The organism is Sinorhizobium fredii USDA 257, from assembly GCF_000265205.3.
Lineage (GTDB): Bacteria > Pseudomonadota > Alphaproteobacteria > Rhizobiales > Rhizobiaceae > Sinorhizobium > Sinorhizobium fredii_B.
On the sequence record NC_018000.1, the window covers coordinates 3,433,188 to 3,458,551 of the forward strand.

At 62.0% G+C, this 25,364-nt stretch carries 23 protein-coding genes; 12 read left to right on the top strand and 11 right to left on the bottom strand.

All coding sequences use genetic code 11. The features are described 5' to 3' along the window. The first annotated feature begins 66 nt into the window (after positions 1-66). On the top strand, positions 67-2,199 hold the full coding sequence (locus USDA257_RS15860) for a GumC family protein (RefSeq protein WP_014763990.1): 2,133 nt from the start codon (positions 67-69) through the stop codon (positions 2,197-2,199). Between the two features lie 35 nt (positions 2,200-2,234). On the opposite strand, the gene USDA257_RS15865 is transcribed toward USDA257_RS15860, so the two are convergent. Continuing rightward, positions 2,235-3,482, bottom strand: a complete 1,248-nt coding sequence (locus USDA257_RS15865) for a GNAT family N-acetyltransferase (RefSeq protein WP_041414283.1) — start codon at positions 3,480-3,482, stop codon at positions 2,235-2,237. Between the two features lie 215 nt (positions 3,483-3,697). Here USDA257_RS15865 and USDA257_RS15870 point away from each other — a divergent pair, with 215 nt between their 5' ends. Beyond that, positions 3,698-4,345 carry a CatB-related O-acetyltransferase gene (locus USDA257_RS15870; RefSeq protein ID WP_041415324.1) on the top strand — a complete coding sequence of 216 codons (648 nt, stop codon included), beginning with the start codon at positions 3,698-3,700 and terminating at the stop codon, positions 4,343-4,345. A 2-nt stretch (positions 4,346-4,347) separates the two neighbouring features. Here the strand turns inward: USDA257_RS15870 and USDA257_RS15875 are convergent, their stop codons facing one another. Both USDA257_RS15875 and USDA257_RS15880 read right to left on the bottom strand, forming a co-directional pair. Then, the gene (locus tag USDA257_RS15875) at positions 4,348-5,088 is read right to left on the bottom strand and encodes a metallophosphoesterase family protein (RefSeq protein ID WP_014763993.1); all 741 of its coding nucleotides are present in this window, start codon (positions 5,086-5,088) and stop codon (positions 4,348-4,350) included. 19 nt (positions 5,089-5,107) lie between these two features. Continuing rightward, complete coding sequence (locus USDA257_RS15880; RefSeq protein ID WP_041414285.1) at positions 5,108-5,320, bottom strand: DUF2842 domain-containing protein; 213 nt, start codon at positions 5,318-5,320, stop codon at positions 5,108-5,110. Positions 5,321-5,537: 217 nt separating this feature from the next. Here USDA257_RS15880 and USDA257_RS15885 point away from each other — a divergent pair, with 217 nt between their 5' ends. After that, on the top strand, positions 5,538-6,641 hold the full coding sequence (locus USDA257_RS15885; protein ID WP_014763995.1) for a COX15/CtaA family protein: 1,104 nt from the start codon (positions 5,538-5,540) through the stop codon (positions 6,639-6,641). Between the two features lie 71 nt (positions 6,642-6,712). On the opposite strand, the gene argC is transcribed toward USDA257_RS15885, so the two are convergent. From argC to USDA257_RS15910, 5 genes are all read right to left on the bottom strand, one after another. Then, a complete protein-coding gene (argC, locus tag USDA257_RS15890; protein WP_014763996.1) occupies positions 6,713-7,645 on the bottom strand; it encodes an N-acetyl-gamma-glutamyl-phosphate reductase in 933 nt (310 codons plus the stop codon). Between the two features lie 85 nt (positions 7,646-7,730). Then, entirely contained in the window at positions 7,731-8,687 is a 957-nt protein-coding gene (gene speB / locus USDA257_RS15895) for an agmatinase (RefSeq protein ID WP_014763997.1), read from the bottom strand. A 143-nt stretch (positions 8,688-8,830) separates the two neighbouring features. Continuing rightward, positions 8,831-9,298, bottom strand: a complete 468-nt coding sequence (gene rpsI, locus USDA257_RS15900; RefSeq protein WP_014763998.1) for a 30S ribosomal protein S9 — start codon at positions 9,296-9,298, stop codon at positions 8,831-8,833. Positions 9,299-9,300: 2 nt separating this feature from the next. Beyond that, positions 9,301-9,765, bottom strand: a complete 465-nt coding sequence (rplM, locus tag USDA257_RS15905) for a 50S ribosomal protein L13 (protein ID WP_014763999.1) — start codon at positions 9,763-9,765, stop codon at positions 9,301-9,303. A gap of 219 nt (positions 9,766-9,984) precedes the next feature. After that, complete coding sequence (locus USDA257_RS15910) at positions 9,985-10,416, bottom strand: PaaI family thioesterase (RefSeq protein ID WP_014764000.1); 432 nt, start codon at positions 10,414-10,416, stop codon at positions 9,985-9,987. A gap of 151 nt (positions 10,417-10,567) precedes the next feature. Here USDA257_RS15910 and USDA257_RS15915 point away from each other — a divergent pair, with 151 nt between their 5' ends. After that, positions 10,568-11,389 (top strand): enoyl-CoA hydratase, encoded by an 822-nt coding sequence (locus USDA257_RS15915; protein ID WP_014764001.1) that lies wholly within the window; start codon positions 10,568-10,570, stop codon positions 11,387-11,389. On the opposite strand, the gene USDA257_RS15920 is transcribed toward USDA257_RS15915, so the two are convergent. Then, positions 11,386-12,222 carry a DMT family transporter gene (locus USDA257_RS15920; RefSeq protein WP_014764002.1) on the bottom strand — a complete coding sequence of 279 codons (837 nt, stop codon included), beginning with the start codon at positions 12,220-12,222 and terminating at the stop codon, positions 11,386-11,388. The genes USDA257_RS15915 and USDA257_RS15920 overlap by 4 nt on opposite strands. A gap of 213 nt (positions 12,223-12,435) precedes the next feature. Between USDA257_RS15920 and USDA257_RS15925 the strand changes: the two genes are divergently transcribed. Genes USDA257_RS15925 through USDA257_RS15935 form a run of 3 tightly spaced genes read left to right on the top strand, consistent with a single transcriptional unit; the run spans position 12,436 to position 14,556 of the window. Then, entirely contained in the window at positions 12,436-12,864 is a 429-nt protein-coding gene (locus USDA257_RS15925) for a CoA-binding protein (protein WP_041414287.1), read from the top strand. Positions 12,865-12,887: 23 nt separating this feature from the next. Beyond that, positions 12,888-14,171 carry an O-acetylhomoserine aminocarboxypropyltransferase gene (locus tag USDA257_RS15930; RefSeq protein WP_014764004.1) on the top strand — a complete coding sequence of 428 codons (1,284 nt, stop codon included), beginning with the start codon at positions 12,888-12,890 and terminating at the stop codon, positions 14,169-14,171. 40 nt (positions 14,172-14,211) lie between these two features. Further along, positions 14,212-14,556, top strand: coding sequence for a cupin domain-containing protein (locus tag USDA257_RS15935; protein ID WP_041414289.1), 345 nt, complete (start codon positions 14,212-14,214; stop codon positions 14,554-14,556). 28 nt (positions 14,557-14,584) lie between these two features. Here the strand turns inward: USDA257_RS15935 and USDA257_RS15940 are convergent, their stop codons facing one another. Further along, positions 14,585-15,772 (bottom strand): right-handed parallel beta-helix repeat-containing protein, encoded by a 1,188-nt coding sequence (locus tag USDA257_RS15940; protein WP_014764006.1) that lies wholly within the window; start codon positions 15,770-15,772, stop codon positions 14,585-14,587. 83 nt (positions 15,773-15,855) lie between these two features. After that, on the bottom strand, positions 15,856-17,103 hold the full coding sequence (locus tag USDA257_RS15945; RefSeq protein ID WP_014764007.1) for a cytochrome P450: 1,248 nt from the start codon (positions 17,101-17,103) through the stop codon (positions 15,856-15,858). Between the two features lie 179 nt (positions 17,104-17,282). Here USDA257_RS15945 and USDA257_RS15950 point away from each other — a divergent pair, with 179 nt between their 5' ends. The 5 genes from USDA257_RS15950 to lon all read left to right on the top strand — a co-directional run bounded on the left by USDA257_RS15950 (position 17,283) and on the right by lon (position 25,163). Beyond that, positions 17,283-18,140, top strand: coding sequence for an endonuclease/exonuclease/phosphatase family protein (locus USDA257_RS15950; protein WP_014764008.1), 858 nt, complete (start codon positions 17,283-17,285; stop codon positions 18,138-18,140). A 121-nt stretch (positions 18,141-18,261) separates the two neighbouring features. After that, complete coding sequence (locus tag USDA257_RS15955; RefSeq protein WP_041415326.1) at positions 18,262-19,821, top strand: phospholipase D family protein; 1,560 nt, start codon at positions 18,262-18,264, stop codon at positions 19,819-19,821. 280 nt (positions 19,822-20,101) lie between these two features. After that, complete coding sequence (gene clpP, locus USDA257_RS15960; protein WP_014764010.1) at positions 20,102-20,728, top strand: ATP-dependent Clp endopeptidase proteolytic subunit ClpP; 627 nt, start codon at positions 20,102-20,104, stop codon at positions 20,726-20,728. A gap of 280 nt (positions 20,729-21,008) precedes the next feature. Then, positions 21,009-22,286, top strand: coding sequence for an ATP-dependent Clp protease ATP-binding subunit ClpX (gene clpX / locus USDA257_RS15965; protein WP_014764011.1), 1,278 nt, complete (start codon positions 21,009-21,011; stop codon positions 22,284-22,286). A 459-nt stretch (positions 22,287-22,745) separates the two neighbouring features. After that, a complete protein-coding gene (lon, locus tag USDA257_RS15970; protein ID WP_014764012.1) occupies positions 22,746-25,163 on the top strand; it encodes an endopeptidase La in 2,418 nt (805 codons plus the stop codon). Positions 25,164-25,364: the final 201 nt, after the last annotated feature.

Genomic DNA, 25,364 nt, shown 5'->3' on the forward strand with positions numbered 1-25,364 from the left:
CAATTAACACTTGCGTTACCATGTTCCTTTACCTTCCGGCTGAATGCGGAAGCTTTGGGGTAGGGCATGTCGAGCGTCGGCGGTCAGCAGGATGTGGATATCGATCTCGGCGGACTCTTTCGCGCCATCTGGCGGCGTCGCGCCCGCGTCTTGCTCGCGACCGTGGGTGCCGCGGCGATTGCTTTTGGGGCGGCGAAGATGGTCGCACCGGCCTATGAGAGCGAGACGCGCGTCCTGATCGAATCGCGCGAGCCGGAATTCAGCGGTCCGAACCAGACTTCTCAGACGGGTGCGGATCGAATGTTCGACGAGTCCGGCATCGCCAGCCAGGTCCAAGTGCTGCGTTCCGCCGACCTCATCAAGCAGGTGGCCCGAAATATGACGCTGCACGAGCTGGAGGAGTTCGACCCGTCCGCGCAGCCTTCTGCCATTTCCGATCTATTGGTCATGCTGGGGCTCAAGAAGAACCCGCTCGAATTGCCGCCCGAAGAACGGATCCTGAATGCGTTCAATTCGAAGCTGCAGGTCTATCAGGTCGAGAAGTCGCGGGTGATCGCCATTGCGTTCACATCGAAGGATTCGAAACTCGCTGCGGCCATTCCGAACGAGATGGCCGAGGTCTATCTCTCGCTGCAGAGCGGCGCGAAGCTCGACTCCAACTCGGAGGCCAGCCGCTGGCTGGAGCCGGAAATCGCCAACCTGGGGGAAAAGGTTCGTGAGGCGGAGGCCAAGGTCGCCGCGTATCGGGCCGAATCCGGTTTGCTTCCGGCCGGCGAGACGGAGAATTTTGCGACCCGGCAGCTCACCGATATTTCAACCGAGTTGGCGCGGATCCGGGCGGAAAGGGCGAATACCGCGGCGCGTGCCGAAGGCGTGCGTGCAGCGCTTGCCGGCGGCCGCTCGGTCGATACGCTCACCGACATCGTCGGTTCGCCGATGATCCAGCGGCTGAAGGAGAGCCAGGCCAGCCTGCAGGCGCAGATCGCCGATCTGTCTACGGCGCTGCTCGACGGTCATCCTCGACTGAAGGGGCTGAAATCACAACTCGAAGGCATTCAGGCGCAGATTCGTGCGGAGACGCGGAAAATCCTCTCCAGCCTCGAAAACGAGGCGCAGGTGGGTCAACTCCGCGAACAGCAATTGCTTCAGCAACTGAACGCGTTGAAGGCGCAGTCGGCGCAGGCGGGCGAAGAAGAAGTGGGGCTCCGCGCCCTCGAACGGGAGGCGGCAGCCCAGCGCCAGCTTCTGGAGACCTATCTCGCCCGTTACCGGGAAGCGACATCGCGAACCGTCGCGAACGCAACGCCCGCCGATGCACGGGTGATATCGAATGCCGTGGTCCCGACCACTGCGACCTTTCCCAAGGTCTTCCCGATCACGATCGTCGCGGCACTTGCAAGCTTCCTGATCAGCTGCGTCGTCATCATGCTGGGCGAACTCTTCAGCGGCAGGGCACTGAGGCCGGTGTCAAGTTCCGGAAGGATGTCCGAGACTACCGCTGCGGCAACGCCGCTTGTCGTGGACGAGGCGCCGGCACTCATTGTCGCGGTCGAAGCACCCGCCGAGGACGAGCAGCAGGAGCACGAGGCAAGCGGTGCCGCAGAGCACGACTTCTCGATCGAGTCGGTTGCCGACCACCTGCTTGGCAATGACATCCGGGTTGCCGTTTCCGTGTCGCCGGGAGGCGACGAGGGATCGACGGCAACGGTGATGCTGGCGCGTCTGCTCGCCGAAGAGGAACACAAGGTCGTGCTCATCGACCTTTCCGGCTCGGCCTGCCCGACGCGGCTGATGGCCCAGTCGCTGCATCTGCCCGGAATCACGAACCTGCTGTCGGGCGACGTCGCCTTCACGGAGACGATCCATGCGGACAGATTTTCCGAGGCCCATGTCATCCCGCAAGGCGATGCCGATCCCCACGCGGCGATGCGCGGCATCGAGCGCCTGCAGATGATCATCGACGCGCTGACGAGTGCCTATGATCTGGTGCTGGTCGAGTGCGGTGCTGCGGACGCGGCTTCCATCGCCAAGGTGGCGCGGCGCGACGACGTCGAGATCATCCTTTCGGCGCCCTCGGTCACCGAGGAAAAGATCATCGAGGAACTCACAAGCTTCGGCGAGGCCGGCTACCGCGACATCGTTTTGATGACCGGCGGGGCGGAAAGCGGCCCGGAGCTTCCCGATCGCCGCGCGGCCTGAAACAGGCCGCAGACTCGGCCGTCGGCTGGTCTGATCTAGTCTTCCGCGCTTTCTGCAGCAGCGCGCAACATCTGGCGCCGTCGTCTCTGCACGAAGGCATAGAGGGTTGTGTTCGCTTTTATGGCGCGCTTGGCGCGGACTACGGCGCGATGCAGGCCTGCTGCCGCATATCCGCGCAGCGTCAGCGGCAGGGTGATGTCCCGCAAGCCGGTTTCCATCGTGCACCATGATCGCTTGTAGGGCTGGTCGCCGATGCCGAAGTCGAAGAGCGCGACGCCTTCACCGCAGAGACGTTCGATCACCCGGTAGAACAGCAATTCGCCCGGGCTGCTGTCGGCCGCGATCGTGTCGTCGATCGAACCAAACTGGCAGATGACGTGGTCGCCTTTTCGCGACAGGCCGGTCACGGCGATGATCCGGCCCTGATGTTCCCCCTTGAGGCGGATCGCGTTGAGTTCCAGCAGCCTGTCGCCATCGCATTGCCGATCGATCAACAGGCGGAAGAAGGCGCGTGTCTCCGAATTGTCGAACACATCCGGCAGGCCCTGGGCCTCCAGCCGCGCGGTTTTCTGCCGGAAGAACGTCTCCAGCAGCGCTTGCGCCTCCGCAGGTTCACGGGCAATTACATAGTCGTAGCCGCCGAGCTCCGCGAGGCGCCTTTCGGAAAGACGCATTTTCTTGCGCCGGCGCTTTGCGTTGAGCTGGACGAGCGTGCGGTCCATGTCGCCGGCGAGCCCGAGCTGGAAAGAGGCGTTCGGATTGGCGATCCCGGGCAGGGCTGCGAGCGGATGGGGCAGGCCGCGCCACACTGCCGGCGTTTTTTCGAGCGTAGCCACATCGGCGTGACTGCGAAGCGCGCGACGGAGTCCCCCGGTCAGCACGCGCCTGAGTTCGTCCCGCGGCACGCGCTCGATGTCGGCGGCAAAGAGCCCGGTGTTGAGATTGCTGTGCCCGGTCGCGATCAGCCGGGCGGTGCGGAAGAAGCGACCTATTTCGACCTCGAACGGCAGGAGGAAGAGCAGTTGCTTCCCGATAGCGCCGCGCACGACAAGCAATCGGCTCTCATGCGCGCTCTTCCAGGCCGCGCACCAGTCGAAGCTCTGATGCAGGGAGTTCAACCTGTTTGCATCGAGCGCACGCCAATCCGCCTCGAGCTCCGCCATATCGTGATGCACGGACAGCGTGATGCGGTCCGCGTTGCGACTTTGAGCAAGCGGTCGCATTGGACCCTCGAGCGTCGATTGCCCGCTCGGCGAGGCAAGGGTGAAATAGGAGTTGGCCATCTCTCGGATCGTTCAGCATGCTTCGTATCTCGATTGGACGGCAAAAATTGCTACATCCCCTTAATGTCTGCATCGGCTTCGTCCGCGAGCGGAAACGCGGTTAGCAAAGCATGAAGCGATCGCTTCACCGTCGGCTTGGAAAATCGTCGCCGGAGCGTTACATCACGCAGCCGATACGAACGTCTCGAGGAACTGCAACTGTGGACCTGCTGATGATGCCGAGCCATGCCCTGCCCGACCCCGAGGCCAAGTTTCCGGTCACGGAATTTCCGCGGATCGGATTTCTGAAGAACATCGTGCGTTCGCCGCTGATCGAGGTCGGAGACTACAGCTACTACGACGATCCGGACGGGCCCGACCGTTTCGAGGAGAAGTGCGTCCTCTATCACTATGACTTCGTCGGAGATCGGCTGGTGATCGGGCGGTTCTGTGCAGTCGCGACGGGTGTTCAGTTCATCATGAATGGCGCCAACCACGCGCTCGGCGGCTTTTCGACCTTTCCGTTCGGCATTTTTCCGGGTGCCTGGCGCGAGGGTTTCGATCCGGCCGCCTATGCGACGGGCCATCGCGGCGACACGACGGTCGGCAACGATGTCTGGCTTGGCATGGAGGCGACGGTTCTGCCGGGCGTCACCATCGGCGACGGCGCGATCGTTGCGGCAAAATCGGTCGTGACGAAGGATATTCCTGCTTACGCGATCGTCGCCGGCAATCCGGCACGGGTCGTCAGGATGCGTTTTCCGGCCGCGACCGTCGAGCGACTGCAGGCGATTGCCTGGTGGAACTGGTCGGTCGACAAGGTGACGCGCAACATCGCGGCGATCACCGGCGCGGACATCGAGGCGCTCGAAAAGGCGGAATAGCCTCAGGCCAGAAAGCCGGTCGCGAGCGCGGCCGCCCATTCGGGTCGGTTGCGGTCGGCGGCAAGGCGCGACATCGCCATGTGGTCATAGCGCACGCAGCGGAAGCTGACGCTCCAATCGATCCCGTCATGCTCCATGACGGCATATCGCGCGTCCGGCGAGCCGGTTTCGACCTTATGCGCGACGGGCTGGTCATCGTCGTAGCCAGGGCAGCCGACGCTGCCGGGATTGACGAGAAGGCGCCCGTCCGCCAGCCGCACCGCCCGCGGAATATGCGTATGGCCGCAGAGGATCACCGGGTAGTCGATACCCTCGGCGAAAGTCTCGATCGCCCTGCGCGCCGCCATGTGGACGACTCCATTGTCCGTCAGCGCCTCCATCCAGTAGGTCTCGTCACTCGTGGGCGTGCCGTGGCAGAGAAAGAAGGTGTCGCGATAGACGAGCGTTTCGGGAAGCGTAGCGAGCCAAGACTTATGGCGCGGCTCGAGCTCGTCATAGGCTGCACGGTCGGACAGTCCCATTTCGTTCGGGTCAAGCATCAGAAGGTAGCGATCATGATTGCCGCGGATCGAAGGCATCTTGCGCCCGATCAGAATGTCGGCGGTGCGTGCGGCATTGAGCGGGCCGCTCAGATGGTCGCCCAGATTGACGATCTCGTCGATGCCCTGAGCGCCGATGTCCGCAAGCACCGCCTCGAGCGCCAGATCGTTGCCGTGAATATCGGAGATGACGGCGATCTTCATTTAGGTGCGCCTCAGTCGGTCAGTGATTGTTTGCAGGCTTTTCCATCCATTTGATGATCAACATCGCCGGAAGGATCCACAGGAGCCCGGTGAACAAGAAATAGAGAAGATGCACCCACCAGGGCGACGCGCCGAGGAGGAGGGAGGCAAAGGTGACCGCCGCCAGCGCATAGACGACGACAAGAATGATGATGAGGATGGTGCCGATCAGTTTTCTGAGGCGTGGAGGCATTGGACTTCTTTCGAATGACGGCAACCGAGCGGGATGAGGAAAGTGCGTGCGGTTACCGCTCGCATCCCCCTTTTGCTCAGAATCAGCCGCGACGGCATGCCGCAAAGGCTTTGGCCTTGTTTTGCACGGCGCTCTGGTGCAAATCAACGGCTTTCGGACCGGCTCGCCAGGCAACCCGTTGATTGCGAGGTCGCGGCCGACAAGCGAGGAAGACGTCATGGCGCATGCCGACCTGGCAACGGAACAGACGCTGCGGAGCGAGATCGACAGGACCGAGCGCAATCGCCGGCAGATCCGCGGCTGGCTCGCCGTCGTCCTGTTTGCGCTGTTTGCCCTGGTGATCGTCGGCGGCGCGACGCGCTTGACCGAGTCCGGCCTGTCGATCACCGAGTGGAAGCCGATCCATGGCGTCGTTCCGCCCTTGTCCGCGGAGGAATGGGAGGAGGAATTCCGCCTCTACCAACGCATTCCCCAGTATGAGCAGATGAACAAGGGAATGACGGTCGAGGCGTTCAAGACGATCTTCTGGTGGGAATGGGCGCACCGACTTCTGGCCCGCTCCATCGGGGTGATTTTCGCCCTGCCGCTTCTCTTTTTCTGGCTGGCGGGGCGGGTCGAGCGGCGACTGCGACTGCCGCTCCTCGGTATCCTGGCGCTCGGGGGCTTCCAAGGCTTTATCGGCTGGTGGATGGTCTCCTCGGGACTTGTCGAACGGACCGAAGTCAGCCAATACCGCCTTGCCACGCACCTGGTCATCGCCTGTTTGATCTTTGCCGCCTGCATGTGGATCTACCGCGGGCTTTCTCCGCATTCCGGCGACGCGGCGCCGACGAAAAGGTCGCAAACGATGGCCGGCATCATCGCCGCCATGAGCCTCTTCCAGATCTATCTCGGCGCTCTGGTCGCCGGTCTCGACGCTGGTTTGAGCTACAACACCTGGCCGCTGATGGATGGCGCCTTCATGCCGGGAGATCTCTTCGTGCAGCAGCCGGCCTGGATCAACTTGTTCGAGAACCCAAAGACGGTGCAATTCCTGCACCGCGCCGGCGCCTACCTGCTTTTTGCCCTGGTCCTCGCGCACATGGCGGTGTCCTTGCGCGCTGCGCCGGGCACGACGCACGCACGCCGTACCGTGCTTCTTTTTGCGCTGGTGACAGTTCAGGCTGTGATCGGGGTCACCACGCTTCTTCTGCAGGTGCCGATCGGCTGGGGCGTGCTGCACCAGGCGGGCGCGCTCCTCGTGCTCGGCTTCGCGATCGCCCATTGGCGCGGTTTCGTCGGTGAATATCCGAGGCCGACCGCCATCGAAGTTCGCGACTGATCAATCTTCGCTTTGGACAAACGAAAACCCCGGCAGAGGTGACTGCCGGGGTTTGGTTTATTGAGCCCCTATCAGGCCGACAGCATCAGATCCATGTTCTGGACGGCGGCACCCGAGGCCCCCTTGCCGAGGTTGTCGAGCAACGCAACAAGGTTCACATGCGCACCGCCAACGGTCCCGAAGACGAAGAGCTTCATCGTGTCCTTGCCGGCAAGTTCGGTCGCGTCGATCCGGGCGATCTGCGCGCTTTCGGCAAGCGGAACCACCTCGACGATCGACTGGCCGGCATAATGCTCGACGAGCGCGGCATGGATAGTTTCGAGCGTCGCTCCGGCGGCGAGGTCGTCGAGGTAGAGCGGCACTTGGACGATCATGCCCTGCGGGAACTTGCCGACGGACGGAGAAAAGATCGGCGCGCGCTCCAGCAGGCCGTGTATCTTCATTTCCGGCACATGCTTGTGCTTGAGCGGGAGCCCGTAGAGGAAATGCGGCGCGCTGATGTGGTCGGCGTGATTCTCGTCTTCCATCTGCGCAATCATCTGCTTGCCGCCGCCGGTATAGCCGGAGACGGCGTTGACGGTCACCGGGTAGCCGTCCGGCACGACGCCTGCCTGGCGTAGCGGCCGGATCAGGCCGATCGCCCCGGTCGGGTAGCAGCCAGGGTTGGAGACGTGGCGCGCATCGCGGATCTTGGCAGGCTGTGTCTTGTCCATCTCGGCAAAGCCATAGGCCCAGTCGGGCGCGACGCGATGCGCGGTAGACGTGTCGATGATGCGGACGCGATTGTTGCCGGCGACCATGGCGACCGCTTCTCGAGAGGCGTCGTCTGGCAGGCAGAGGATGGCAACGTCGGCGCCGTTCAAGAGGTCTTCACGCATTGTCGCGTTGCGGCGTTCCGCTTCCGGGATAGACAGGAGTTCGAGGTCCGAGCGACCGGCCATGCGCGAACGGATCTGCAGGCCCGTCGTGCCGTGTTCGCCATCGATGAAGATCTTCGGTTTCATGATTTTCGTGCTCCTGCAGACGGTTACGGAGGTTTCCGGAATCAATCTTGCATAGAATTGAATCAGTTTCTTGGGAGGCAGGCGATCAGCCGCGCCGTTCCGCGAGCCATTCGGCCCGCAGGCCCAGCATATACATGGCGATGGTCGAGCCAGCAATGGCGGTCAGGTCGGCATGGTCATAGGCAGGCGCTACCTCGACCACGTCGCTTCCGGCGATATGCAACGCTCCAAGCTTGCGCAGTACTGAGAGGATTTTGGCGCTCGACGGACCGCCCGCGACCGGTGTACCGGTGCCCGGTGCGTGGGCCGGGTCGAGGCAGTCGATGTCGAAGGTCAGGTAGGCCGAAGCGCTGTCGACATGCCGGATGATCGTGTCTGCGATCTCCTCGGCACGCATCTCCTCCACCTCGTAGCCATAGACGATCCGAATGCCGCAATCATCGGGGGCGTGCGTGCGAATACCGATCTGGATCGAACGCTCGACGTCGATCAGCCCCTCGCGCGCGGCCCGGCCGACGAAGGAGCCATGGTCGATGCGGCCCTTCTCGTCCGGCCAGGTATCCTGGTGGGCGTCGAACTGTACGAGGGCGAGGGGCCCGTGAAGCGCCGCATGGGCCTTGAGGATTGGATAGGTGACGAAGTGGTCGCCGCCGAGCGTCAGCAGATAGGCGCCGGATTTCAGAATCTTCGCCGCCTCCCGCTCGATCGTGGCCGGCGTCTTGGCGTGGTTGCCGTAGTCGAGCAGGCAATCGCCGTAGTCGATCGTCGCCATGTCGGCGAAGAGGTCGCGTTGAAACGGATACTGCGGATCGTTGTCGAAGATCGCCGATGCCCGGCGGATCGCCTGCGGGCCGAAACGGGCGCCGGGACGGTTCGAGGTCGCGGCGTCGAAGGGAATGCCCCAGACGACGGCGTCCACGCCTCGCAACTGCTTGGAATATTTCCGGCGCATAAAGGAAAGCACGCCGGCATGGGTTGGGTCGGAGGCAGCCGACGCAAGGGACCTCGCGGTGATCGCGTGGTCGATCGTCTTGTTTGCCATGCCGTACCCTCCGGTGAAATCGGCGAGAAGATGGACAATCCGTTCCGGCAAGGCAAGCGCGTGCCGCCAAAATCATGTCCATTTGACTGCAACGAAAAAGGCCGGGACAAGCCCGGCCTTCGAAATGCAGTCTCTGCGAGCGATTAGCGCTTCGAGAACTGGAACGAACGGCGTGCCTTGGCGCGGCCGTACTTCTTACGCTCGACAACGCGGCTGTCGCGGGTGAGGAAGCCGCCACGCTTCAGAACGGAGCGCAGGCCCGGTTCGAAGTAGGTCAGCGCCTTGGCAATGCCGTGACGAACGGCACCGGCCTGGCCGGAGAGACCGCCGCCGGCAACGGTTGCGTCGATGTCGAACTGGCCGTCACGGGCAGCAGCAACGACCGGCTGCTGCAGGATCATCTGCAGAACCGGGCGGGCGAAGTAAGCCGAGAACGGCTTGCCGTTGACGGTGATCTTGCCGGAGCCGGCCTTGATCCAAACGCGGGCGACGGCGTCCTTGCGCTTGCCGGTCGCGTAGGAGCGGCCCTGCGCGTCGACCTTCTTGACGTGAACCGGAGCGGCCGGTTCCGCGGTCGTGGCGATATCCTTGAGGGCAGAAAGGTCAGCCATTATCAGGCGCTCCTTGTGTTCTTGCTGTTCAGCTTGGCGACGTCGAAGACGGCCGGCTGCTGTGCTTCATGCGGGTGGTTGGAGCCGGCGTAAACACGCAGGTTCTTCATCTGGCGGCGGCCGAGCGGGCCACGCGGAACCATGCGCTCAACGGCCTTCTCGATGACGCGCTCCGGGAAGCGGCCTTCGATGATCTGGCGCGCGGTGCGCTCCTTGATGCCGCCGGGATAGCCGGTGTGCCAGTAGTACTTCTTGTCGGTGTACTTCTTGCCGGTGAGCACGGCCTTCTCGGCGTTGATCACGATGACGTTGTCGCCGTCGTCGACGTGGGGCGTGAAGGTGGCCTTATGCTTGCCGCGCAGGCGGTTTGCGATGATGGAAGCGAGGCGACCGACAACGAGGCCTTCGGCGTCGATGAGGATCCACTTCTTCTCCACCTCTGCAGGCTTCTGAACGAAGGTTGCCATATCTAAACTCTTTCGTTGGACCCGGTATCAGGCCGGGCGTTTCTTGTTGCTTGCTTTGGCCCCGATGAGGCCAAAAAAGAAGGCGGCCCGAATAGGACCGCGATCTGCGGCAGCTTATACGGAAGCGCAAAAGCAAGGTCAAGAACAGAGTTTTTTAGATCGTCAGACAAAATGCAAAGAAATCAAATGCTTGACAATGTGGTCTTTTGATACCACACATCAGCGGGGTGGAATCGAGTAGGTCGCGGTTGCGTGAGCCACCAAAGCGTCGCCCTCGACGGGCTTGATCGACGCGTCGAGAACGGCGAGCCGCTTGCCAAGCTTCAGAATCCGGCAGGTGCATTCGAGCGGTTCGGGATCGGGCTTCCTAAGAAAGTTGATGTTGAGGTTGGTGGTGACCGCAAGCGCGACCGGACCGATATGTGCAATCAGCGCGATATAGGCCGAGACGTCGGCAAGCGCGAACAGCGTCGGCCCGGAGACCGTTCCGCCGGGCCGGACATGGCGCTCGTTCGGGTCGAGCCGCATCGTCGCAAAACCTGGCCCGGCGCCGGTCACGGCAAAGACCTTGCCGTCGGTGTGCACCTGCGGGAAATCCGTGTCGAGAAAGCGATTGAGTTCCTCGACGGTCATGATCGGCTGCAAGGCCATGCGCGCCCCTCCATTCTGACCGCCGTTACAGGACGTCTCTGCCTGTCGCGCAAGCCGGAAAATGGTCTTAGGCGGGAAATGCTGCCGGGGTTGAAAGACCGGTGACGGCGGCGTACCACGGGCCGACCCTACGGCCAATCGGGAGAAGACCATGGCGGACGTCGTTGCATTTAAAAAGGAAGAGCCGAACGGCCTGTTGCTGCGAGAGACGAACGGCCCCGTCTTGCGGCTGACGCTCAACAATCCTCCAGCCAACGCGCTGTCGATCGCGCTCCTGCAGGCGCTCGCGGCTGAACTCGACGCTGTTGCCGTGGCGAAGGAGATCAAGGTTGTCGTCATAGCTGCTACCGGCAAGGTCTTCTCGGCCGGGCACGACTTGAAAGAGATGACCTTGCATCGCGCCGACGAGGATGGCGGAAAGGCTTTCTTCGAACGCGCCATCCGCCTGGCGGCCGACATCATGCTGAAGATCACGAAGGTGCCACAGGCGGTTATCGCCGAGATCGACGGCCTCGCGACGGCGGCTGGCTGCCAACTGGTCGCGAGCTGCGATCTCGGGATCTGCACCGACAGCTCGACCTTCTGCACACCGGGCGTGAATATCGGCCTCTTCTGTTCGACGCCGATGGTAGCGTTGTCGCGCGCCGCGCATCGCAAGCAGGCGATGGAGATGCTGCTGACCGGCGAGACGATCGACGCCGGGACGGCCAAGGATTTCGGCCTCGTCAACCGCATCGTGCCGCAGCAATATCTGCGCCAGGTGGTCGACAAATACGCCGCCGTCATCGCCTCCAAGTCGCCGCAGGCCCTGAAGATCGGCAAGGAAGCCTTCTACCGCCAGGCCGAATTGCCGCTCGCCGACGCCTATGACTATGCGGTCGGCGTGATGGTCGAGAACATGCTGGCGAATGACGCGCAGGAAGGGATCGGCGCGTTCCTCGGCAAGCGGATGCCGGAGTGGAAGGAAGACTAGGCGAGCCTCAGCAGCAAGGCCCCAAGAGCGATCACGCTGGCGGCGGCAATGCGCCAGACGCTGACGCGTTCGTTGAGAAAGACGACGGAGATCACCACGGCAAAGAGGATCGCCGTTTCGCGAAGCGCCGCGACGGTCGCCACTGGCGCCTTGGTCATCGCCCAGAGCGCCAGGCCATAAGCGCCGATCGAACCGGCGCCGCCGATCAGACCGCGCCACCAGTGGTGATGGACGTGCCGCAACACCGGCCTGACGCCGCGGCCTGCGAACGCCCAGGCGAAGAGAAGCACCGGCGGCAGCAGCGCCATCCACAGCGTGTAGGAGATCGCATTGCCCGATACCCGCGCGCCGATGCCGTCGACGAACGTATAGCTCGCAATCACGCAGGCATTTGAGAGCGCCAGTGCGATGGCCTGTTTGCCGCCCCTGCGCGACTCGAAGGCAAGCGTCAGCACGCCCGCCGAGATTGTCAGGATGCCCGCGAGGGCTCCGCTGGTCAGATGCTCGCCAATGACGATGCTGCTCGTGGCGGCGACGATGAGCGGCGCAACGCCGCGCATCAGCGGATAGACGAGGCCGATGTCGCCGGCGCGATAGGAGGCAGCCACGAGCTGGAAATAGGCGAACTGAAGGACTGCCGAAACGAGGATGTAGGGCCAGGCTTCGGAATTGGGCAGCGGCATGAAGGGCAGGAAAGGCAGCGCCACGACCGCGGCGCCAAGCGCCACCATGGCGGCATCCAGCGACTTCTCCGAGCCCGCCTTGACGAGCGCGTTCCAGATCGCGTGCAGCAGCGCCCCGAAGAGCACGAGCGCAATGACATCGAGCGGCAAGATGAACCTCAGCGGGCGATTTGGAAGGAAATCTCGACGTTTGTCGCTTTGGCTGGCTCGAAATGCAACCGGATTCGATGGATCGGCGTTGAGATGGTGGCAACCGGCAACGAAACGGTGCAAATACCCTGGCGCGAACACAGGCTCGGTTGACTCGGCGTCATGGGGCGCCAACTATCCGCGCAACCAATAGCAATTCCCGGACGTGCAAGCATGAACCACGATGTCTACCCGGATCACTACCTCGCTGACATCCTGCGCGAGACCAAGACCATCGCGCTCGTAGGCGCGTCGCCGAAGGCAGAGCGTGCGAGCCACCGCGTCATGGCTTTCCTGCTACGCAAGGGCTACCGCGTCATCCCGGTCAATCCCGGTCATGCGGGCCGGGCGATCCTCGACCAGACCGTTGTGGCGAGGCTCGCGGATATTCAGGAGCCGATAGACATGGTCGACGTCTTTCGCGCCGCTCATGCCTTGCCTGCTTTGGTCGACGAAATCCTGGCGCTGCCGAACCTCCCGAAGGCGATCTGGGGTCAATTGTCGGTCCGCGACGACAAGGCGGCCGAAAAGGCCGAGGCTGCCGGCATCAACGTGGTCATGGACCGCTGTCCGGCGATTGAATACCCCCGCCTGATCGGTTGATCGATGAAGCCATGGAGGAATGAATGACGAAGGCCGGCCCCGGTTTCAGCACGCTCGCCGTCCATGCGGGGGCCCAGCCCGACCCGACGACGGGCGCGCGGGCAACACCGATCTACCAGACGACCAGCTTCGTCTTCAACGATGCGGATCACGCGGCCGCGCTCTTCGGCCTGCAGCAGTTCGGCAACATCTACACGCGCATCATGAACCCGACGCAAGCCGTGCTGGAAGAGCGCATCGCTGCGCTCGAAGGCGGAACGGCGGCTTTGGCGGTCGCCTCCGGGCATGCGGCCCAGCTCCTCGTCTTCCATACGATCATGAGCCCAGGAGATAACTTCGTTGCCGCAAGGCAGCTTTACGGTGGCTCCGTCAACCAGTTCGGCCAATCCTTCAAGTCCTTCGACTGGCAGGTCCGCTGGGCAGATTCCGCCGACCCGGAAAGCTTTGAAACGCAGATCGATGAGCGAACAAGGGCCATCTTCATCGAAGGCCTTGCCAATCCCGGCGGCCTGTTCGTCGATATAGCCGCCATTGCCGAAGTCGCACGCCGGCACGGGTTGCCGCTCATCGTCGACAACACGATGGCGACGCCCTATCTGCTGCGACCGCTGGAGCACGGCGCCGATATCATCGTCCACTCGCTCACCAAATTCATCGGCGGCCATGGCAACTCGATGGGCGGGATCATCGTCGACGGCGGCACGTTCGACTGGTCGAAATCCGGGAAATATCCGCTCCTCTCCGAGCCGCGTCCTGAATATGGCGGCGTCGTGCTACTCGAGGCCTTCGGCAATTTCGCCGTTGCGATCGCCGCGCGTGTACTGGGTCTCCGGGATTTCGGCCCGGCGATCTCGCCTTTCAATGCCTTCCTGATCCAGACCGGGGTCGAGACGTTGCCACTCAGGATGCAGCGCCATTGCGACAATGCGCTCGCCGTCGCGAAATGGCTGAAGGGCCAGGAAAAGGTCTCCTGGGTCCGCTATGCCGGGCTCGAGGACGACCCAAACCATGCGCTTCAGAAGCGCTATTCGCCGAAAGGGGCTGGTGCCGTCTTCACCTTTGGTCTTTCGGGTGGATACGAGGCGGGAAAGCGCTTCGTCGAAGGCCTCGAGATGTTTTCGCACCTTGCCAATATCGGCGACACCCGGTCGCTGGTCATCCACCCCGCCTCGACAACCCACCGGCAACTGACGCCGGAACAGCAGGTTGCGGCAGGAGCGGGGCCTGATGTCGTGCGCCTTTCGATCGGCATCGAAGATGTCGATGATATCATCGCCGACCTGGGACAGGCGCTCGCAAAGATCTGAACCGCAGGCGACCGCTGCGTCGCGCCGACAGAGGTGCCCCATGAGTCACATGCTGAAATTCGACCTTTCCTCGGCCGAGGCCGAGATCGGCGCCCCGGCACCGGACCGGCTGATTTCCGGAAACCCGGAGTTCCGCACCTGGAATTTTGAAGATGCGCCGGGAGGGCTTTACGCCGGCATCTGGGAGGCGACACCCGGAAAGTGGCGGATCGTCTATGACGAATGGGAATATTTCCACATCCTCTCCGGCCATTCGATCGTAACCGAAGATGGAGGCGAATCCGTCCATGTCAAGGCCGGCGACAGCATGATCCTGCGGCCGGGTTTTACGGGGACATGGGAAGTCGTCGTGACGACCCGCAAGGATTACGTGATCCGGCTCTGACGCGCGGCAACTCCCTCGGCTCGCCTAGTCACCTGCCGTTGGCGCCGACGTCGTTCGTCGGATCGTCGTTGCGGATGAGGCTGTCTGATCCGCCTTCGAGCTTGTTGTTACGCACCACGTTGTTCTGCGCGAAATCGAGATTGCTGGCGCTGCTGCCGAACGGGTAGGCCGGATCCGTGAAGCAATAGCTGCTGCTGCCGTTGCGCGAATTCAGCCAGACGGCCGGCTTTACGAGAAACGAAGACCGATAGCGGAAGGTGTTGCCGACGATCTGATTGTGCTGCGGTTTCTGGTGGCGGATGACGCCGCCTTCGCCGCAGTTGCGGTAGACGAATATGCCGCCATTGTCGGAGTGTTCGAAGATGTTGTTGGTGATGCGGTTGTTCGCCGAGCCGTCGATTGCGATCAGTTCACGCTTCTCCGTGGATATGCCGAAGACGTTGTTGCTGATCGTGTTGCCTGAGGACTCGGCGTCAAGATAGACGGCGACGGCTGTCGACCGGCCATTGACTTTCGAGTTGACGAGAGCCGCGTTGGTGACGCCGGGTCCAACATAGAAGGGGATGCCATCGGGTGCGTCGAAGGTGACGTTCTCGAGCCGCGCATTCTTCGGAGCAGAGGTTTGAGCAAATGCCGTGTGGTCGGGATTTCGTGACGACGCTTTCATGACCGCGCCATTGGCGTTCTCGCCAAGCCCGGAGATGCGGACGAAGCCCTTGATCCTGCAATTGCGGATCGTGACGCTCGATGGCGCATCCCAGGGGCCGGAGCCGGTTTTTCTGGAGCGAATGGCGACAGCGGTCTTCTCTTTGCGCGATTCGCCTGCGCTGACATCGAGCGTTCCGCCGCCGCAGTCGAGCACCGATCCGGAAGCGGCACTTCCCTCGAAGATCAGCGGATGGGTGATGACATCGGCCGCGGACAGGCGAAGGCTGCAGGCGAGCGTGATCGGATTGCTTCCGGGCGCCTTTAGCTTGGATTGGACCTCCGCGCCGCAATCCGGTTTTGCTTCGACATTCTCCACTGGCGGCGTGGGCGGAACCGTCGACGAGTCAGTTGGTGTCGAGGGTGTGGTCGGCTGACCCAACTCAGGTTGCGTAACCGAATACCGGGGCGGACCCCTGAAAGCCGCATCGGCGACCGTCGCCAGATCGTTCTGGCAGCCGCTCAAGGCAAGGCCGATGAAAACCAGGCTTGTGAACTTGATCGGCGGCATGGCAGGCTCCTGTCGCGGTTCGGTTCAGACCCGATTAGGCCTTTATGCTTAATCGATTCTGAACGCCGGCCCTGACTTTACGGCTACCAGACGAGGTCCAGCCGCTCCAGCCCGTGGAAGTGGAAGCTGTCCTTGACCTGCGGCTCATGCTTGAGCCGAAGGCAGGGCAGGCGCTGGAACAGGATCGGCAGGGACAAATTGAGCTCAAGCCGCGCAAGCGGCGCGCCGATGCAAAAATGCAGGCCGGCGCCAAACGAGACATTGGCGCCCTCGTTGCGGTCCGGTTTGAATTTGCCGGGGGCGGTGAATTTGCGCGGATCGACATTTGCCGCCCCGAGCATAAGGCCGATCTTGTCGCCCTTTCTAAGCGCGATGCCGTCCTCCAGTTCGATATCCGACAGTGCATAACGCTGGAAGATGTGGAGCGGCGCGGCGAAGCGCAGGCACTCCTCCACCGTTCGCTCCGTCGCTTCCTCGCCCGCGAAAAGTGTGGTGGGGGAGAGGCCGGATTGCAGGATGGTGCGGACCGCATTGCCGATCTGGTGTACGGTCGCCTCGTGACCGGCGTTCAGCAGCAGCACCGTCGTCGAGATAAGTTCGGCCTCCGAGAGGCGCTCGCCATCCTTCTCGGAATTGATCATATGGGTGAGCAGGTCGTCTGCGGGCTTCGTTCGTTTGTCAGTGATGATGTTCTTCAGGTATTCAGCAAATTCCGCCGACGCCTGGTTGGCGTCGAGCTCGGTTTCGAAGGTCGGATTGAAGACGTACATCTTCACCATGCGGTGCGACCAGTCGAGAAGGCGAGGGGCGGCCTCGACCGGAATGCCGAGCATGCGGGCGATGATGGTGACGGGGATCGTCTCGGCATAGCTCTTCAGCAGTTCGACCTCGCCATCCGTCTCGAAGCTGTCGATGATCGCGTGCGACAACGTTTCGATGTCCGGCCGGAGCTGTTCGATCTGCCGGGAAACGAAGGCGCGGTTGACGAGCGTCCGCAGCCGCGTGTGGGCCGGAGGCTCCAGTTCGAGCAGCGAATGCGCTTCCAGCGCGTCGAAGTCCTTGAGATGCGGCTTCGGCTCGGGCAGGCCGAGTTCCTCACGGGTCGCAACATGCAGGATCTGACGGCCGAAGCGGCGGTCGCGCAAAAGCGCGTTGACCTGATCATAGCCCGCGAAAAACCATTGCTGCGGCTCTTCCCAGAAGAAGGCCGGACATTGCGCATGGAGTGCGGCATAGGCCGGCAGCGGATTGCGGAAGAAGTCCGGATTGCGAACGTCGAGAGATGCGCGCCGGGCGGGGCCGTCTATGGTGAAAGCGGGGACTGCTGACATGACATCGGCTCTGGAAAACAGACGGATTGAATTCCACCATATCTCTATTGCGCCGGCCGCGGCTGCGGCAAGCGCAATCGACAGACCGTCCGGCTGAAGGAACAAGATCCCTAATATCGACTTTTTCAGTGGCAATGATCGGCCTCATTGAGCATGATGCGGCAGCAGCAGGGAACGGCATGGCAAGAACGCAAGGCAGTTTTTCCGCGGGCATCATGGCCGCGATCCGAAAACGGCGGCCGACCGTGGTCAATCGCGACGCGGCCGTGAGCCGTGGCGATGTCGTGATCGCCTCCTATAATATCCACAAATGCGTCGGCACCGACGGCCGGTTCGATCCAGGCCGCATCGCCCAGGTCATCGGCGAAATTGGCGCGGACATCGTCGCCCTCCAGGAGGCCGATCAGCGGTTCGGCGAACGCGCCGGGCTTCTGGATCTCGAGCATCTGCGACGCGAGGCTCATCTTGTGTCGGTGCCGATTTCTCCTTTCTCGGAAAAAGGGCATGGGTGGCACGGCAATGTCCTTTTGCTCAGGGAAGGTGCCGTATCGGACGTTCGGCAATTGAAACTTCCGGGCGTCGAGCCGCGGGGCGCGCTGGTCGTCGATCTCGACCTGAAGGTCGGACCGCTCAGGGTGATCGCCGCCCATCTTGGCCTGTTGCGTCACTCCCGGGCGCGCCAGGCAGAGACTATTCTGCGGGTCGCGGCCGATGGCGTCGGCCGGCCGACGCTGCTCATCGGCGACCTCAACGAATGGCGCATGGGGAAGCGTTCGTCGCTCACCTTCCTCAGTCCCATCTTCGACCCGAGCCATGCGACGGTCGCGAGCTTTCCGTCGCGCTTCCCACTGTTCCCCCTCGATCGCGTGCTTGGCAATCCGCATCATCTTGTGACTTCAGTGTCGGTACACGACACGCCGCTCGCGCGGGTGGCCTCCGATCACCTTCCGGTGAAGGCATCGATCGACCTGAAGGCCGCTCTCAAGGAAGGCGGTACCGATGACCGCTCCGGGTTGATCGATTTGGAGCCGGCGTGAAGGCCCGCTTGAGCAGCCCCTTAAATCGACACCATTTTTCGAGTAAAATCTCTCGACTATTCAAGATGTTGAAGGAGCCCCGGCGAGTCTGAAGACGCAGCCGATGCTGTGGACCGCGTGCATGTTCTTCTGGATTGCGTTCTTTCTTGCCGTTCTCCTCGGTCTTGTCGCTGCCGCGACACTATATGTCTATGGCGTATTCGGGCGCCGTCCGCAGGCGCCGCCATCCTTTGCCCTGCCTCTCACCGGGGAGCCGACCCGGATCGATGAAAGCGTCGCATCGCTTCTTGCCGCCCACTCCGGCGAATGCGCCGTCGCCCTGATTTCGGACAATATCGAGGCCTTCGTCGCGCGCGCCCATTCGGCGCGATCGGCCGGCCGCAGCCTCGACCTGCAATATTATTATTGGAAGGACGAACTGACGGGGTTTCTTCTGACCCGCGAAATCATTCAGGCGGCCGAGCGTGGCGTGCGTGTGCGGCTGCTGCTCGACGACATCAATGCCGGCATCCACGACCGGCTATGCATCGCGCTTGACGCGCATCCGAATGTCGATGTGCGCCTCTTCAATCCTAGCCGGGCGCGGACCGACCGTTTCCGCCGTGGCTTCGAAATGGCGGTCCGCGCCTTGAGCGCCACGCGGCGGATGCACAACAAGTTGTGGATCGCCGACGGCCGGGTGGCCATTGCCGGCGGACGGAATATAGGCGACGCGTATTTCGATGCCGCCGAACTGTCAAACTTCCGCGACCTGGATGTCTGGATGACGGGACCGGTGGTCGATCAGGCGACGGCCATGTTCGATCAATATTGGAACAGTGCATCCGTGTTGCCGATCGCGGCGCTTCGGACACCGCGCAAGCACTACCTGCCGGCGCTGCGCGAAACGCTCGATGCGCTGGCGCGGACCGCGGCGGCCCGCTTCTATCTGGAACGGGTGGGCGATGCGGAGACAGCAGCGGATCTCTATTGGGGCAGCCGCAGGCTTCACCGCAGCGCCGGCGTCCGCCTGGCTTTCGATCCGCCGGAAAAGGCGCTGATGCAGAAGCGGCAGAACTGGTTGCTGCGCGAGCTTTTTCCGCTGATCAATGGCGCCGAGTGCGACCTGCGCATCATGTCCCCCTATTTCATTCCTGGCGCCGAGGGAACGCGCCAACTGACGGCGCTCGCGAAGAAGGGCGTGCGGGTGGCGGTGCTCACGAATTCACTGGCGGCGACGGACGTTGCCGCCGTGCATGGCGGCTATATGAAATACCGCAAGGGCCTGCTGGAGGGGAGCATCGATCTTTACGAGCTGAAGGAAGACGGCGACGTGATCGATCGCCATCGCATGTCGCTGTTCGGGGCGCGCAATGCCAGCCTGCACACCAAGGCTTTCGTCGTCGATGGCAAGTCCGGTTATGTGGGATCGATGAACTTCGATCCGCGTTCCGCCTCTCTCAATACGGAGATGGGGGTGATTTTCTCCGACGAGGCACTGGCTGCCGAACTCCAGTCCATTTTCGACGAGGAGACGCTGCCGGAGAGGAGTTATCGGTTGGCGCTCGAAGGCGGAAGGCTCGTCTGGCGCGACCGGGCGAACGGAGCGACACGGCTGCTCGGACGGGAGCCGGACGCGGGCGCCCATCGCCGCCTGATTGCCGGAGCGATCCGCTTCTTGCCGCTCGAATCCCAACTCTGATAACAAGGACTTCGGTTTTACGGATCGTTTACCGCGACTTCGCGAATGCCTGTGAGCAAGGCGGCAATGGGCACGCCATCGGGCGGCAACGCTGGAAAATGTTCTATCGTCAGGTCGCCGCGGTCAATGAAAAACGTTGGTCCGAAGCGCTGCGACCATTAAGCTTATCGAATGTTCGCGACTTGAAGTGAAGGGCATTGACACTCTATGTAAGGACTGAGGCTTATCCAATGATTCCCGGTCCGCGAAGGGATTGCGGGCCCGACTATGAAGGTTCGATATGAGAAATCCAGTTGATACGGCCATGGCGCTGGTGCCGATGGTTGTTGAGCAGACCAACCGCGGCGAACGGTCCTACGACATCTATTCGCGGCTGCTCAAGGAGCGCATCATCTTCCTTACGGGCCCCGTCGAAGACCACATGGCGACGCTCGTCTGCGCGCAATTGCTCTTCCTGGAAGCCGAGAACCCGAAGAAGGAAATCGCCCTCTACATCAACTCGCCGGGCGGCGTCGTGACGGCTGGCATGGCGATCTACGACACCATGCAGTTCATCAAGCCGGCGGTATCGACGCTCTGCATCGGTCAGGCAGCGTCGATGGGCTCGTTGCTGCTGGCGGCCGGCCACAAGGACATGCGCTTTGCGACGCCCAATGCGCGCATCATGGTGCACCAGCCCTCCGGCGGCTTCCAGGGGCAGGCCTCCGACATCGAGCGGCATGCCAGAGACATTCTCAAGATGAAGCGCCGCCTGAACGAGGTCTATGTCAAGCATTGCGGCCGCACCTACGAGGAAGTCGACCAGACGCTCGATCGCGACCATTTCATGAGTGCCGACGAGGCGCTCGATTGGGGTCTGATCGATAAGGTAATCACCTCGCGCGAAGCTGCAGAGGGCAGTGAATAGGGTTGAAATCACGCCGCAGATGCGGTTGTGACACATTTGTAACGGCTGAGGGCTTTATCGGAAGGGCAAAGCCGTTAATATGAACCGCTAATGCTATGCCGGAGTTTAGGGTATAGCATGCGGATTTCGACGGGAGAGTCGTTGCAACCGAAATCAGGCATTGCCCTGAGGCGGTGAGTACTCCCAGGAACCCTGCGCGGCGCCTTGATCGCGCGCAAGGCGAATTGACTGGTCCGTGATATCTTTCCGAAGGTGTCCGGCGTGCTGGAAGGAAGTGAAAATGAGCAAGGTCAGCGGCAGCAACGGCGGTGACTCGAAGAATACCCTCTATTGTTCGTTTTGCGGCAAGAGCCAGCACGAAGTGCGCAAGCTGATTGCCGGCCCCACCGTGTTCATCTGTGATGAATGCGTGGAACTCTGCATGGACATCATCCGCGAAGAGAACAAAACCTCGATGGTCAAGTCCCGCGATGGCGTTCCCACCCCGCAGGAAATCATCAAGGTTCTCGACGAATACGTCATCGGGCAGCAGCAGGCCAAGCGCATCCTGTCCGTCGCCGTGCACAACCACTACAAGCGCCTTGCCCACGCGGCCAAGAGCAGCGACGTGGAACTGGCCAAGTCGAACATCATGCTGGTCGGTCCGACCGGTTGCGGCAAGACCTATCTGGCTCAGACGCTCGCCCGTATCATCGACGTGCCCTTCACCATGGCCGACGCGACGACGCTGACGGAAGCGGGCTATGTCGGCGAGGACGTCGAGAACATCATTCTGAAGCTGCTGCAGGCCGCCGACTACAACGTCGAGCGCGCCCAGCGCGGCATCGTCTACATCGACGAGGTCGATAAGATTTCGCGCAAGTCCGACAATCCGTCGATCACGCGCGACGTCTCGGGCGAGGGCGTGCAGCAGGCGCTGCTGAAGATCATGGAAGGCACCGTGGCCTCCGTGCCCCCCCAGGGCGGCCGCAAGCATCCGCAGCAGGAATTCCTGCAGGTGGATACGACCAACATCCTGTTCATCTGCGGCGGCGCCTTCGCGGGCCTTGATAAAATCATCTCCGCCCGCGGCGAAAAGACCTCGATCGGCTTCGGTGCCACGGTTCGCGCGCCGGAAGACCGGCGGGTCGGCGAAGTGCTGCGCGAACTCGAGCCGGAAGATTTGGTCAAGTTCGGCCTCATTCCGGAATTCATCGGCCGTTTGCCGGTTCTCGCGACCCTCGAGGATCTCGACGAGGACGCGCTGATCCAGATTCTGTCGGAGCCGAAGAACGCGCTCGTCAAGCAGTACCAACGGCTGTTCGAGATGGAAGACGTCGAGTTGACCTTCCACGAGGACGCCCTGCGCGAAATCGCCAAGAGGGCCATCGTCCGCAAGACCGGCGCCCGCGGCCTGCGCTCGATCATGGAGAAAATCCTGCTCGACACAATGTTCGAACTGCCGACGCTCGAGGGGGTTCGCGAGGTGGTGATCTCGGACGAAGTGGTCAAGGGAACCGCCCGGCCGCTCTATATCTACTCGGATCGCTCCGAAGAGAAGACCAACGTCTCGGCCTGACGGCTTGCCACGTTCAAATTGCACGAAAAAGCCCGCCCGAGTGCGGGCTTTTTCGTGCGCATACGGCGCATCCTTGATGCTCGCGAAGATGTGAAGGTGGAGATCAGCACGGCTCTTGTCCGCCGTGCGCCTTGTCGTTCGTGAGGACGGAGCAAGCTTGCGAACACTTTCGCCCTAAAATGATTGTGCTCGAGCGATTCGAATGTTGCGAAAGCTCCACAACAACGCAATGATACGACGATTCAATGAACGCGTTTGTGCGCCGGCGTCCGGGGAGCCACGTAAGGCCGGCATCAGCCTCTCAGCGTAAGAAACGGGAATTGTCCATGGAGGCGGAGAATGCGCCTAGCCTTGAAAAGGCCCCTGTTGCACTCCACTTTCATGAAGGAAATTTGACAGCCGGGAGTGCCGTTGAGGCTCCCGGGAACGGGCCCGAAATCGGGACGGAAAGGAAATGACATGACGAACAAAACGCCTCCGGCCGAAAGCGCGACCTATCCGGTTCTGCCGTTGCGCGACATTGTGGTCTTCCCGCATATGATTGTGCCGCTTTTCGTCGGCCGCGAGAAGTCCATCCGCGCGCTTGAAGAGGTGATGGGCACCGACAAGCAGATCATGCTGGCGACCCAGATCAATGCGACGGATGACGATCCGGAGCCTTCTGCGATCTACCGCGTCGGCACGATTGCCAATGTGCTGCAGCTTCTGAAGCTCCCCGATGGCACCGTCAAGGTTCTCGTCGAGGGGCGCGCACGGGCGGAGATCGACCGCTACACGGCACGCGAAGACTTCTACGAAGCGGTCGCCCATGTGCTGCGCGAGCCGGAAGAGGATCCGGTCGAGATCGAAGCGCTGAGCCGCTCGGTCGTCTCCGAATTCGAAAGCTACGTGAAGCTGAACAAGAAGATTTCCCCGGAAGTCGTCGGTGTCGCGAGCCAGATCGATGATTATTCCAAGCTCGCCGATACGGTTGCTTCGCACCTGTCGATCAAGATCGTCGAGAAGCAGGAAATGCTCGAGACGACCAGCGTGAAGATGCGCCTGGAAAAGGCGCTCGGCTTCATGGAAGGCGAGATCTCGGTTCTGCAGGTCGAAAAGCGAATCCGTTCGCGCGTCAAGCGGCAGATGGAGAAGACCCAGCGCGAGTACTACCTCAACGAACAGATGAAGGCGATTCAGAAGGAGCTCGGCGACAGCGAGGACGGCCGCGACGAGATGGCCGAACTCGAGGAGCGCATTGCCAAGACGAAACTTTCCAAGGAAGCCCGTGAGAAGGCCGACGCGGAGCTGAAGAAGCTGCGCCAGATGAGCCCGATGTCTGCGGAAGCGACCGTCGTGCGCAACTATCTGGATTGGCTTCTGGGCCTGCCCTGGGGCAAGAAGTCAAAGATCAAGACCGACCTCAACCACGCCGAGAAGGTGTTGGAGTTGGATCACTTCGGTCTCGACAAGGTCAAGGAGCGCATCGTCGAGTATCTGGCCGTGCAGGCGCGCTCCACGAAGATCAAGGGTCCGATCCTGTGCCTCGTCGGCCCTCCGGGCGTCGGCAAGACCTCGCTTGCCAAGTCGATCGCCAAGGCGACAGGCCGCGAATATATCCGCATGGCTCTCGGCGGCGTTCGCGACGAGGCGGAGATCCGTGGTCACCGCCGGACCTATATCGGCTCCATGCCGGGCAAGGTCGTGCAGTCGATGAAGAAGGCCAAGCGGTCCAACCCGCTCTTCCTGCTCGACGAGATCGACAAGATGGGCCAGGACTTCCGTGGCGATCCGTCTTCGGCGCTTCTGGAAGTACTCGATCCGGAACAGAACTCGACCTTCATGGATCACTATCTCGAGGTTGAATACGACCTCTCGAACGTGATGTTCATCACCACGGCGAACACGCTGAACATTCCGCCGCCGCTGATGGACCGCATGGAAGTCATCCGTATCGCCGGCTACACGGAGGAGGAAAAGCTGGAGATCGCCAAGCGACACCTGCTGCCGAAGGCGATCCGCGATCATGCGCTGCAGCCGAACGAATTCTCCGTGACCGACGGCGCGCTGATGGCGGTGATCCAGACCTACACACGCGAAGCGGGCGTTCGCAACTTCGAACGCGAGCTGATGAAGCTTGCCCGCAAGGCAGTGACCGAGATCCTCAAGGGCAAGACCAAGAAGGTCGAGGTGACGGCCGACAACGTCAACGACTATCTCGGCGTGCCGCGCTTCCGTCATGGTGAAGCCGAGCGCGACGATCAGGTGGGCGTTGTCACGGGTCTCGCCTGGACCGAGGTCGGCGGCGAACTGCTGACGATCGAAGGCGTGATGATGCCCGGCAAGGGCCGCATGACGGTCACCGGCAACCTGCGCGACGTTATGAAGGAATCGATTTCGGCGGCGGCATCCTATGTCCGCTCGCGTGCGATCGATTTCGGCATCGAGCCGCCGCTCTTCGACAAGCGCGACATCCACGTGCACGTGCCGGAAGGTGCGACGCCGAAGGATGGCCCATCCGCCGGCGTTGCCATGGCGACGGCAATCGTCTCGGTGATGACCGGCATTCCGATCCACAAGGATGTGGCGATGACCGGCGAGATCACCCTGCGTGGCCGCGTCCTGCCGATCGGCGGTTTGAAGGAGAAGCTGTTGGCGGCGCTGCGTGGCGGCATCAAGAAGGTGCTGATCCCCGAAGAGAACGCCAAGGATCTCGCCGAGATCCCGGACAATGTGAAGAACAACCTCGAAATCATCCCGGTTTCGCGGATGGGCGAGGTGCTCGAGCACGCATTGACGCGGCGTCCCGAGCCGATCGAATGGGACCCGGCAAGCCACGCCAGCACCATTTCGCCGGTCGATTCGCAGGACGAAGCGGGGGCCTCGATCGCCCACTGAAAATGCGCAAAGAGGGCCGAGACTGTGTCCCTCTTGCGCCCTTTGCCGAGAAAAACGGAAAAGACCGGCCATTTGCCGGTCTTTTCTGTTGTAAAAGCACCCTCTAAGCCTTGCATTTCAAGGGATTCGGCGCAATTGGGAATGGCAAGACGTGGGCGTGCGCAAGCCGCCCCGGCTTAAAAGACAGTCGTTTCGAACCAA

Coding starts and splice junctions, on each gene's coding strand:
- USDA257_RS15860 (WP_014763990.1), top strand. CDS start 67: ATGTCGAGCGTCGGCGGTCAGCAGGATGTGGATATCGATCTCGGCGGA.
- USDA257_RS15865 (WP_041414283.1), bottom strand. CDS start 3,482: ATGGCCAACTCCTATTTCACCCTTGCCTCGCCGAGCGGGCAATCGACG.
- USDA257_RS15870 (WP_041415324.1), top strand. CDS start 3,698: ATGCCGAGCCATGCCCTGCCCGACCCCGAGGCCAAGTTTCCGGTCACG.
- USDA257_RS15875 (WP_014763993.1), bottom strand. CDS start 5,088: ATGAAGATCGCCGTCATCTCCGATATTCACGGCAACGATCTGGCGCTC.
- USDA257_RS15880 (WP_041414285.1), bottom strand. CDS start 5,320: ATGCCTCCACGCCTCAGAAAACTGATCGGCACCATCCTCATCATCATT.
- USDA257_RS15885 (WP_014763995.1), top strand. CDS start 5,538: ATGGCGCATGCCGACCTGGCAACGGAACAGACGCTGCGGAGCGAGATC.
- argC (WP_014763996.1), bottom strand. CDS start 7,645: ATGAAACCGAAGATCTTCATCGATGGCGAACACGGCACGACGGGCCTG.
- speB (WP_014763997.1), bottom strand. CDS start 8,687: ATGGCAAACAAGACGATCGACCACGCGATCACCGCGAGGTCCCTTGCG.
- rpsI (WP_014763998.1), bottom strand. CDS start 9,298: ATGGCTGACCTTTCTGCCCTCAAGGATATCGCCACGACCGCGGAACCG.
- rplM (WP_014763999.1), bottom strand. CDS start 9,765: ATGGCAACCTTCGTTCAGAAGCCTGCAGAGGTGGAGAAGAAGTGGATC.
- USDA257_RS15910 (WP_014764000.1), bottom strand. CDS start 10,416: ATGGCCTTGCAGCCGATCATGACCGTCGAGGAACTCAATCGCTTTCTC.
- USDA257_RS15915 (WP_014764001.1), top strand. CDS start 10,568: ATGGCGGACGTCGTTGCATTTAAAAAGGAAGAGCCGAACGGCCTGTTG.
- USDA257_RS15925 (WP_041414287.1), top strand. CDS start 12,436: ATGAACCACGATGTCTACCCGGATCACTACCTCGCTGACATCCTGCGC.
- USDA257_RS15930 (WP_014764004.1), top strand. CDS start 12,888: ATGACGAAGGCCGGCCCCGGTTTCAGCACGCTCGCCGTCCATGCGGGG.
- USDA257_RS15935 (WP_041414289.1), top strand. CDS start 14,212: ATGAGTCACATGCTGAAATTCGACCTTTCCTCGGCCGAGGCCGAGATC.
- USDA257_RS15940 (WP_014764006.1), bottom strand. CDS start 15,772: ATGCCGCCGATCAAGTTCACAAGCCTGGTTTTCATCGGCCTTGCCTTG.
- USDA257_RS15945 (WP_014764007.1), bottom strand. CDS start 17,103: ATGTCAGCAGTCCCCGCTTTCACCATAGACGGCCCCGCCCGGCGCGCA.
- USDA257_RS15950 (WP_014764008.1), top strand. CDS start 17,283: ATGGCAAGAACGCAAGGCAGTTTTTCCGCGGGCATCATGGCCGCGATC.
- USDA257_RS15955 (WP_041415326.1), top strand. CDS start 18,262: ATGTTCTTCTGGATTGCGTTCTTTCTTGCCGTTCTCCTCGGTCTTGTC.
- clpP (WP_014764010.1), top strand. CDS start 20,102: ATGAGAAATCCAGTTGATACGGCCATGGCGCTGGTGCCGATGGTTGTT.
- clpX (WP_014764011.1), top strand. CDS start 21,009: ATGAGCAAGGTCAGCGGCAGCAACGGCGGTGACTCGAAGAATACCCTC.
- lon (WP_014764012.1), top strand. CDS start 22,746: ATGACGAACAAAACGCCTCCGGCCGAAAGCGCGACCTATCCGGTTCTG.